The organism is Paraburkholderia silvatlantica, from assembly GCF_003096715.1.
In the GTDB taxonomy this organism is placed as follows: domain Bacteria; phylum Pseudomonadota; class Gammaproteobacteria; order Burkholderiales; family Burkholderiaceae; genus Paraburkholderia; species Paraburkholderia silvatlantica.
In genome coordinates, this window is record NZ_QEOL01000024.1 from 142795 (window position 1) to 151856 (window position 9062).

The window sequence follows — 9062 nt, forward strand, 5'->3', positions numbered from 1 at the left end:
TACTTACGCCGCGAGTCAAGCGGCCAAAAGCGAGCGCAGCACGAACGGCAGAATACCGCCGTGCTTGTAGTAGTCGACTTCGATCGGCGTGTCGATGCGCAGCAGCACCTGCACGCGCTGATCCTTGCCGTCCTTGTGGTGGATCACGAGCGTCAGGTCCTGCTGCGGCTTGAAGTCGTCCGTCAGGCCTTCGATATCGAACGTTTCTTCGCCCGTCAGGCCGAGCGACTGAACGCTGTCCGAACCCTTGAACTGCAGCGGCAGAACGCCCATGCCGACGAGGTTCGAGCGGTGGATACGCTCGAAGCTGCGTGCGACCACGGCCTTCACGCCCAGCAGCTGCGTGCCCTTGGCTGCCCAGTCGCGCGACGAGCCCGTGCCGTACTCTTCGCCTGCGAACACCATGGTCGGCGTGCCGGCGTCGATGTACTTCATGGCGGCGTCGTAAATCGACAGTTGTTCGCCGCTCGGCTGGTGAATCGTCAGGCCGCCTTCCACGCGCGTGCCGTCGGCTTTCGCCGGGATCATCAGGTTCTTGATCCGCACGTTCGCGAAGGTGCCGCGCATCATCACGTCGTGGTTGCCGCGGCGCGAGCCGTAGCTGTTGAAGTCGGCTTTCTGCACGCCGTTTTCCTTCAGCCACTTGCCTGCGGGCGAGTCTTCCTTGATCGAGCCAGCCGGGCTGATGTGGTCGGTCGTGACCGAGTCGCCGAAGATGCCCAAGGCGCGCGCACCCTTGATCTCGGGCACCGCCGACGACGGCGTCATCGAAAAGTCGCTGCCGAAGAACGGCGGCTCGGCGATGTAGGTCGACTTCGGCCAGTCGTAGACCTGACCTTCTTCGCCTTCGATCTTGCTCCACAGGTCGCCCTTCTTCGTGAGCTGGCTGTAGTTCTTCTGAAACGCGTCCGGATCGAGGGCGAACTTGAGCAGTGCGTTGACTTCATCGCTCGTCGGCCAGATGTCGCCGAGGTAGATGTCACGGCCGCCCTTGCCCTTGCCCACCGGTTCCGTCATGAGGTCGCGCGTGATGTTGCCCGCGATCGCGTAAGCCACGACCAGCGGCGGCGAGGCGAGGAAGTTCGCGCGGATGTTCGGGTGGATACGCGCTTCGAAGTTACGGTTGCCCGAGAGCACCGCAGCCGCAACGACATCGTTCTTGACGATCGATTCGTTCAGCTCGGGCGTCAGGTCGCCGGCGTTGCCGATACAGGTCGTGCAGCCGTATGCCGCGAGTTCGAAGCCGAGCTTCGAGAGGTACGGCAGCAGGCCCGTCTTCGTCAGGTATTCCGTGACGATGCGCGATCCCGGAGCGAGCGACGTCTTGATGTGCGGCGCGACCGTCAGACCCGCTTCCACGGCCTTCTTCGCGAGCAGACCGGCTGCCAGCAGCACGCTCGGGTTCGACGTGTTCGTGCACGACGTGATCGCGGCGATCAGCACGTCGCCGTTGTGCAGCTTGACCTTCTCGCCCGCCGCGTATTCCGCGGAGAGGTCGGCGGCCTTCTTGTTGAAGCCGTTTTCCGCGACCGGCTTCGAGAACAGGTCCGTGAAGGTCGACTTCACGTTGCCGATTTCGATGCGGTCCTGCGGACGCTTCGGACCCGCCAGCGACGGCGCGACCGTGCCGAGGTCGAGCGTGAGCGTCTTCGTGTAGTCGATGTCGCCGGCCTTCGGCACACCGAAGAGATCCTGGGCCTTGAAGTAGTTTTCGAATGCCGAGATTTCGGCTTGCGTGCGGCCCGTGCCCTTGAAGTAGTCGATCGTCTTTTCGTCGACCGGGAAGAAGCCCATCGTCGCGCCGTATTCCGGCGCCATGTTGCCGATGGTCGCGCGGTCGGGCACGCCGATCGACGCCGTGCCTTCGCCGAAGAACTCGACGAACTTGCCGACGACCTTCTCCTTGCGCAGCATTTCGGTGATGGTCAGCACGAGGTCGGTGGCCGTGCAGCCTTCGCGCAGCTTGCCCTTGAGCTCGACGCCCACCACATCGGGCGTGAGGAAGTACACCGGCTGGCCGAGCATGCCGGCTTCCGCCTCGATGCCGCCCACGCCCCAGCCCACCACGCCGATGCCGTTGATCATCGTGGTGTGGCTGTCGGTGCCGACGAGCGTGTCCGGGTAGTAGACGGTGTCGCCGCCTTCGGTCTTCTTGTGCACGCCGCGTGCGAGGTATTCCAGGTTCACCTGGTGGACGATGCCGATGCCCGGCGGCACGACCTTGAACGTGTCGAACGCCTGCATGCCCCACTTCATGAACTGGTAGCGCTCGTTGTTGCGCTGGAATTCCAGTTTCATGTTCAGGTCGAGTGCGTCCTTCTGGCGGAAGTAGTCGATCTGCACCGAGTGGTCGACGACGAGGTCCACCGGCACGAGCGGCTCGATGACCTTCGGATCCTTGCCGACCTGTTTGGCGACGCCGCGCATGGCGGCGATGTCGGCAAGCAGCGGCACGCCGGTGAAGTCCTGCAGCACGACGCGGGCGACGACAAACGGGATTTCGTCGACGCGCGAAGCATTCGGCTTCCAGTTCGCCAGCTGCTCGATGTGCTCTTCCGCGATCTTCTTGCCGTCGTAGTTACGCAGCACAGACTCGAGCACCAGACGGATCGAGACCGGCAGGCGATTGATCTTCACGCCAAGCTGCTTGCCGAGATGCGGCAGCGAGTAGAACTTGCCTTTGCCGGAACCGCTGTCGAATTCTTTTAGCGTTTTGTGGAGATTGTGGGCCATAGTGTTTTCCTTCGTTTAATCGCGGAAATAACGCTTACTGCTCGTTTGCTGCTGTCACGGATACCTGCCTGATTGCTCAGATCACATACATGTCGACGTACTCGTTGACGCTCAGGGCGCAAAGCCGGGCCTCGTCGAGCGAGACGTCGAGAATCGCCTGCTGCTGCTTCGCGGGGAAGCGGCGCGCGAGGTTGATTCGAAACTTTTCGATCAGCAGCGGAATGCCTTCTTCGCGGCGCCGCTTGTGGCCGATCGGATACTCCACGACGACCTCGTCGAGCGTCGTGCCGTCGATGAGCTCTATGGTGAGCGCATTTGCGATCGAGCGCTTGTCCGGATCGTGATAATCCTTCGTGAACTGCGGGTCTTCCACGCATACCGTCTTTGCGCGCAGTTCGTCGATGCGCGGGTCGCCTGCGACTTCGTCTTCGTAGTCGGAGGCGGTGAGGCGGCCGAAGAGCAGCGGCACGGCGACCATGTACTGGATACAGTGATCGCGGTCGGCCGGGTTGGCAAGCGGGCCGCTCTTGTCGATGATGCGGATGGCCGCTTCATGCGTGCGGATGGTGATGCGCTTGATGTCCCCAGCCGTCCTGCCGCGCTGCGCGAGCACGCCGTGCAGCGTCATCGCGGCTTCGGCCGCAGTCTGTGCGTGGAATTCGGCGGGGAACGAAATCTTGAACAGCACGTTTTCCATCACATACGTGCCGTAGGGGCGCTGAAACCTGAATGGCTGTCCCTTGAACGAGACGTCGTAGAAGCCCCACGTTTTTGCCGTGAGCGCCGAGGGATAGCCCATCTCGCCCGTTTTCGCCATGAGCGCGAGACGCACGGCGCGCGAGGTGGCGTCGCCTGCGGCCCACGACTTGCGCGAGCCCGTGTTGGGCGCGTGGCGGTAGGTGCGCAGCGACTGGCCGTCGACCATCGCAAGCGAAACGGCGTTGATCAGCTCGTCGCGGGTGAGCCCGAGCATTTGCCCGACCACCGCGGTCGAGGCGAGCTTCACGAGCAGCACATGGTCGAGACCGACCTTGTTGAACGAGTTTTCCAGCGCGATGCAGCCCTGGATCTCGTGTGCCTTCACCATGCCTTCGAGCACGTGCTTCATGGTGAGCGGCGCTTTGCCCTGGGCGATGGCGGTGCGCGAGAGCCAGTCGGCGGCCGCGAGGATGCCGCCCAGGTTGTCCGACGGATGGCCCCATTCGGCGGCGAGCCATGTGTCGTTGAAGTCGAGCCAGCGGATCATCGCGCCGATGTTGAACGCGGCCTGTACCGGATCGAGCTGGAATGACGTGCCCGGCACCTTTGCGCCGTGCGGGACGATCGTGCCCGGCACGATCGGTCCCAGCAACTTGGTGCACGCGGGGTAGGAGAGCGCCTCGAGTCCGCAGCCGAGGGTATCGATCAGGCAATGCCGGGCCGTCGTCAGCGCGAGCGCGCTGTCAACCCGGAAGTTCAGGACGTAGTCGACGATATCGACCAGTACCTGGTCCGGCTGCGGCCTGACGTTGGAGATCAGGGCGGACATCGAGGCGATCCCGCGGTCCTTACTGGCCCGCGGCGCCGCTGGCGGCTGCCGGAGCGCGGTTAGCCGGGTTCAGCGCTTGAGCCTGGGTCGGGGCCATTGCGCCTTGCTGCATTGCAACAGTCTTGCACTCGTCGGCCAGACGCGAGCTGTCCTTGTCCGAGAACAGCATGGCCTTCGTCGGGATCACGACGAGGTCGAGGCCGGTGGCGGCGTCGTGGAAGCGGTCGGCGCCCGTGGTCGTGACCTGACGCGGCAGGCTGTAGTTCTTGTTCGCCCAGTGAACCGTGACGATCTGGTCACGCGCCATGTCGCCCTTCAGGTCGAATTGCGCGCCTTCAGCGCAGGTCCAGTGCTCCGAGCCTTCCGGGATCGGATCGACCTTCGCTTCCTTGGCCGGGTTGGCCTTGCGCTTGATGATGCGATGCTTCGGAGCCGGCTTTTTGGCAGTGGTCGACGTGCCTTGTGCGGCGGCGTCGGTGGCGGCCAGCATCAGCGTCGAGGACAGCGTGCCGATGACAGCGGCGATCAGCAGTTTCTTCATGGGTGTCAAACCTTTATCTATCTAAAAGCGGTTGATCAGTGCGCGGTTGAACAGGCAACCGCCGTTTGCACGGCGCGCGCCCCGAAAGCGCGCAGCGGACGCTATTTTCACCTATTTATCGCCGTGAGCTTCAATTTCTCCGGCCCGGTGTTGTTTGCAGCCTGGTTCGCAAGTAACTGCCTGTAACTGTTCGTGACTGCTGCCGCTGCGCTATGCGGTGCGAGATCCGCGTCGTCGTCGTGGCGCGATACGCTGAAAACGTTTTCTGCATCCATTCGCGGCGCGCATCAGGCCGACTCCCGCGCCAGCTCGCCCCGCGCGAACAGCGGCGCCGCTTCGGCCGGCAAGGCCCGGCCCGTGGCGCGCGCGCGGCGCAGCACGGACCAGTAATAGCGGTAGCTCGCGCGGTCGTGCAGCGTGTCGCCGTGGCGTGTCGGACCCCATTGGGCGTGTTGCGCGGCCAGCAGGATTTCGGCGGCCAGCGCGATTTCTTCGTCGCGCGGCGCGAACGCGGCCACGATCGCGGGAATCTGCGCCGGGTGAATGCTCCACATGCGCGTGTAGCCGAACTCGTTGCGGGCGCGGCGCGCGTCGTTCGCCACCACGTCCATGTCGCGCACTTCCGTACTCACGTTGTGCGAGGGCACGCGGCCGAACGCATGGCACGCGGCTGCGATTTCGAGCTTCGCGCGGCGCACGAGCGGGTGGTCGAACTGGCCGGGCGAGCGCATGGCCGTGTCGGGAATCGCGCCGTCGTGCGCGGAGACGAAGTCCATCAGCCCGAAGCTGAGCGACTCGACGCCGCGCAGCGCGGCGAGGTCGAACACGCGCGCGAGGGCGCCGTGCGTTTCGACGAGCAATTGAACGGGAATGGGCTTGTCGATGCCCATTTCGACGCGCGTGGCCTCGATGAACGCCGTCATTTCGGCGGCGTCGCCCACGGCCCGGATCTTCGGCAGGGTGATGAAGGCCGGCGCGCGTTTGGCGGCGCGCAGGATCATGCGCACGTCGTCGCGCCAGTGCGGGTGATGGAAATCGTGGATGCGAACGCCGACGCGGCCAAAGCGGTCATGTTCGCCGCCGATGAACGACGCCGCGAGTTCGGCGTGTTCGGCTTCGCGGCCTACCTGCGCGCCGTCTTCGCAATCGAGCGTGATGTCGAATACCGGGCCCAGCTGCTGTTGCAGCGCGAGCGATTTGAGCATCAGCTTCTCACTGCCCGCGTAGTGGTCGCATGCGGGCAGGATGGCGGGCGGCGCTTCGCCGTCAAACAGCACTTCGGCTGGCAGAATGGCGCGCATCTTCGGCGTCGGGAGTCGAGTTTTACAGGAGATACCGGATTCGGATGCGTCCTGCCAGCAAGGCGCATGCGGATCGGGGGGCCCGCCTAGGGCGGCCCGCGTAGGGGGGCCCGCCCAAGGCCGCCCGCGGAGGCTGCTCCGCGGGCCCATAAAGCAGAACGGAACGGGCGTCAAACGCGCGTTCCGTTCGTACCGCCGGCTTACTTGCCGAGCAGGTGAGCCACGCCTTCGCGCTCTTCGAGCAGCTCGGCCAGCGTGCCGTCCATTTTCTCGCGCGAGAATGCGTCGATTTCGAGACCTTCCACGCGCTTGTATTCGCCGTTTTCGCACGTCACCGGCACGCCGTAGATGATGTCTTCGGGAATGCCGTACGAGCCGTCCGACGGGATACCCATCGTGACCCACTTGCCGTTCGTGCCGAGGACCCAGTCACGCACGTGGTCGATCGCTGCATTGGCGGCCGAAGCTGCCGACGAGAGGCCGCGCGCTTCGATGATCGCCGCGCCGCGCTTGCCGACCGTCGGGATGAACGTGTCGCGGTTCCACACGTCGTCGTTGATCAGCGCGTTGAGCGACTGGCCGTCGACGGTGGCGAAACGGAAGTCGGGATACATCGTCGGCGAGTGGTTGCCCCACACGGCGAGCTTCTCGATCGAAGCCACCGGCTTGCCCGACTTGGCGGCCAGTTGCGAGAGCGCGCGGTTGTGGTCCAGACGCAGCATGGCGGTGAAGTTCTTCTTCGGCAGGTCCGGAGCCGACTTCATGGCGATGTAGGCGTTCGTGTTCGCCGGGTTGCCGACGACGAGCACCTTCACGTCGCGGCTGGCGACGTCGTTCAGCGCCTTGCCCTGAACCGTGAAGATTTCGGCGTTGGCCGAGAGCAGGTCCTTACGCTCCATGCCCTTCGAGCGCGGACGTGCGCCAACCAGCAGGGCGACGTCGGCGTCCTTGAACGCGACCTTCGGGTCGTCGGTGATGACCACGCCCGCGAGCAGCGGGAATGCGCAGTCGTCCAGTTCCATCACGACGCCCTTGACGGCGGCTTGCGCTTGCGGCAGGTCGAGCAGTTGCAGGATGACGGGCTGATCCTTGCCGAGCAGGTCGCCATTCGCAATGCGGAACAGCAGGGAGTAAGCGATCTGACCTGCGGCGCCGGTGACGGCAACGCGCTTTGCGGGCTTAGCCATTGAAAATCTCCAGGAAGATGCGTTAGACGCCAGGGTAAAACGCCATTCTATATGCGCGATACACGAAGCGTAGGTGAAACAGGCGGTCTTTATCGCTGGCGTGCGCGCTTCACTGGAACAACCCTGACTGACAAGCCGTGAAGCATGCGCCGCCGGCACGGACCGCCGTGCCGGTAACCATGTGCAACATGGCAAGAGGTGAACGGGGCGCCCTTCGAGGAACGCCAGACGCTGGCCGCTTCGCGTGTGCCGACTCCTGCAACAGCTCGCTCGGGCTCTCCCACGAAACGCGCGGCGCGCAACGACTCGCGCGCGCCGGCTGGGCGGATCGAAACCTCTACTGCGTTGACTGCGTGAGGGAACAGCATCGTGCAAGGCGGCTCGCGGCGTATTCGCCACGAGGCGGATGTAGCCGGCGGTGTCTCCTCGTCATGCCGGTTTCATGTCCTGAAATTAGCATGCAGCCTGCCCGCAAACCCTTGCTCGATCGGGAGTGTAGAAGTCGTCAGGGTCAAAGTCAACCGTATCTTATGTCTTATATAAGACATAACTATTACAGGCAAAATGCTTGATGCGCAGGGGGGGTTTATGTTGAAATGCGCGCCATGAGTGCAAACCCGGCCAGCAACGCGAATTCCACCGCTCCCGAGAGCGGGGCTCCGGCGTCTGCGCCCGCGGTGCCGCCGTCCCCGACCTTCAGTCCGCTTTACCAGCAGATCAAGGGGCTCATTACCCAGAGCCTCGAGTCCGGCGAATGGAAGCCCGGCGAAATCATCCCCAGCGAAGTCGAGCTGGCCGCCCGTTACAAGGTGAGCCAGGGGACCGTACGCAAGGCGATCGACGAACTGGCTGCCGACAATCTGCTGGTGCGCCGCCAGGGCAAGGGCACGTTTGTTGCAACGCACAACGAAGAGCGTGCCCAGTTTCGCTTTCTTAGATTACTCGCCGATGACGGCGCGGAACACCCGCACGTGAGCAAACTGCTCGAGTGCCGGCGCCTGCGCGCTTCGGCCGAGATCGCACGGCAACTCGACCTCAAGCCCTCGGATCCGGTGGTGCTGATCCGGCGTCTGCTGCAGTTCGACGGCGAGAGCACCGTGCTCGACGAAATCTGGCTGCCCGGCGGCGTGTTCCGCGGGCTCACGAGCGAGCGCCTCGCCGAGTACAAAGGCCCGCTCTACGCCATGTTCGAGGCGGAATTCGGCACGCGCATGATTCGTGCGACCGAGAAGATCCGCGCCGTGGCCGCGGAGCCCACCGTGGCCGACCTCCTCAAGGTGCCGGCCGGTTTTCCTTTGCTATCGGTCGAGCGGGTGTCCTATACCTATGGAGACCGTCCGGTCGAGGTACGCCGCGGATGGTATGTCACAACCGGGTACTACTATCAGAATGATTTGAGTTGACGGGCGGCCGCGCGAAAGGCGCGGAGCCCTTCCCCACAGTGCCTTTGCTTGCGCGCGCCACCAGCCGTATCCGACGTGGGTTTCGCTGCAGCGCGATATGAAAAGGCGCTAAAATTGCGAATTAGTGTTAACACATAGTAGGGGTCTAGCATGGCAGAAGCCACAAAAAAACCGAGGCCGGAATACCGGAACATCGGGCTTGGGCAGATATTGTTCGCATACCGCCTGCCTCTGGCCGGCCGTGTGTCGATCGGCCACCGCGTGAGCGGTGCGCTGTTGTTCCTGTTCCTGCCTTTCATCCTGTTCCTGTTGGACCAGAGCCTCACTTCGGAGCTTAGCTTCGAGGTCTTCAAGGGCTTCCTCTCCAAC

The 9062-nt window shown here is 63.8% G+C and carries 7 protein-coding genes; 2 read left to right on the forward strand and 5 right to left on the reverse strand.

The window, feature by feature from the left end; all coding sequences use genetic code 11:
• Positions 1 to 15: 15 nt before the first annotated feature.
• From acnA to C7411_RS27760, 5 genes are all read right to left on the reverse strand, one after another.
• On the reverse strand, positions 16 to 2733 hold the full coding sequence (gene acnA / locus C7411_RS27740; protein ID WP_110387213.1) for an aconitate hydratase AcnA: 2718 nt from the start codon (positions 2731 to 2733) through the stop codon (positions 16 to 18).
• A 76-nt stretch (positions 2734 to 2809) separates the two neighbouring features.
• Positions 2810 to 4261, reverse strand: a complete 1452-nt coding sequence (locus tag C7411_RS27745) for a bifunctional 2-methylcitrate dehydratase/aconitate hydratase (protein ID WP_110387214.1) — start codon at positions 4259 to 4261, stop codon at positions 2810 to 2812.
• Between the two features lie 19 nt (positions 4262 to 4280).
• The gene (locus tag C7411_RS27750; RefSeq protein WP_110387215.1) at positions 4281 to 4802 is read right to left on the reverse strand and encodes a hypothetical protein; all 522 of its coding nucleotides are present in this window, start codon (positions 4800 to 4802) and stop codon (positions 4281 to 4283) included.
• A gap of 287 nt (positions 4803 to 5089) precedes the next feature.
• Positions 5090 to 6103, reverse strand: a complete 1014-nt coding sequence (locus C7411_RS27755; protein WP_110387216.1) for an HpcH/HpaI aldolase/citrate lyase family protein — start codon at positions 6101 to 6103, stop codon at positions 5090 to 5092.
• Between the two features lie 200 nt (positions 6104 to 6303).
• Positions 6304 to 7290, reverse strand: a complete 987-nt coding sequence (locus C7411_RS27760) for a malate dehydrogenase (protein WP_042268265.1) — start codon at positions 7288 to 7290, stop codon at positions 6304 to 6306.
• Between the two features lie 605 nt (positions 7291 to 7895).
• Between C7411_RS27760 and C7411_RS27765 the strand changes: the two genes are divergently transcribed.
• Both C7411_RS27765 and C7411_RS27770 read left to right on the forward strand, forming a co-directional pair.
• Positions 7896 to 8693 (forward strand): GntR family transcriptional regulator, encoded by a 798-nt coding sequence (locus tag C7411_RS27765; protein WP_110387230.1) that lies wholly within the window; start codon positions 7896 to 7898, stop codon positions 8691 to 8693.
• A 150-nt stretch (positions 8694 to 8843) separates the two neighbouring features.
• Positions 8844 to 9062, forward strand: a 219-nt coding sequence (locus tag C7411_RS27770; protein WP_423802863.1) for a succinate dehydrogenase, cytochrome b556 subunit, incomplete at its 3' end; no start/stop codon positions are given.

Excerpts from the sequence above, each read along its gene's own strand:
- C7411_RS27760 (WP_042268265.1), bottom strand. The coding sequence starts at position 7,290 with ATGGCTAAGCCCGCAAAGCGCGTTGCCGTCACCGGCGCCGCAGGTCAG.
- C7411_RS27765 (WP_110387230.1), top strand. The coding sequence starts at position 7,896 with ATGAGTGCAAACCCGGCCAGCAACGCGAATTCCACCGCTCCCGAGAGC.
- C7411_RS27750 (WP_110387215.1), bottom strand. The coding sequence starts at position 4,802 with ATGAAGAAACTGCTGATCGCCGCTGTCATCGGCACGCTGTCCTCGACG.
- acnA (WP_110387213.1), bottom strand. The coding sequence starts at position 2,733 with ATGGCCCACAATCTCCACAAAACGCTAAAAGAATTCGACAGCGGTTCC.
- C7411_RS27755 (WP_110387216.1), bottom strand. The coding sequence starts at position 6,103 with ATGCGCGCCATTCTGCCAGCCGAAGTGCTGTTTGACGGCGAAGCGCCG.
- C7411_RS27745 (WP_110387214.1), bottom strand. The coding sequence starts at position 4,261 with ATGTCCGCCCTGATCTCCAACGTCAGGCCGCAGCCGGACCAGGTACTG.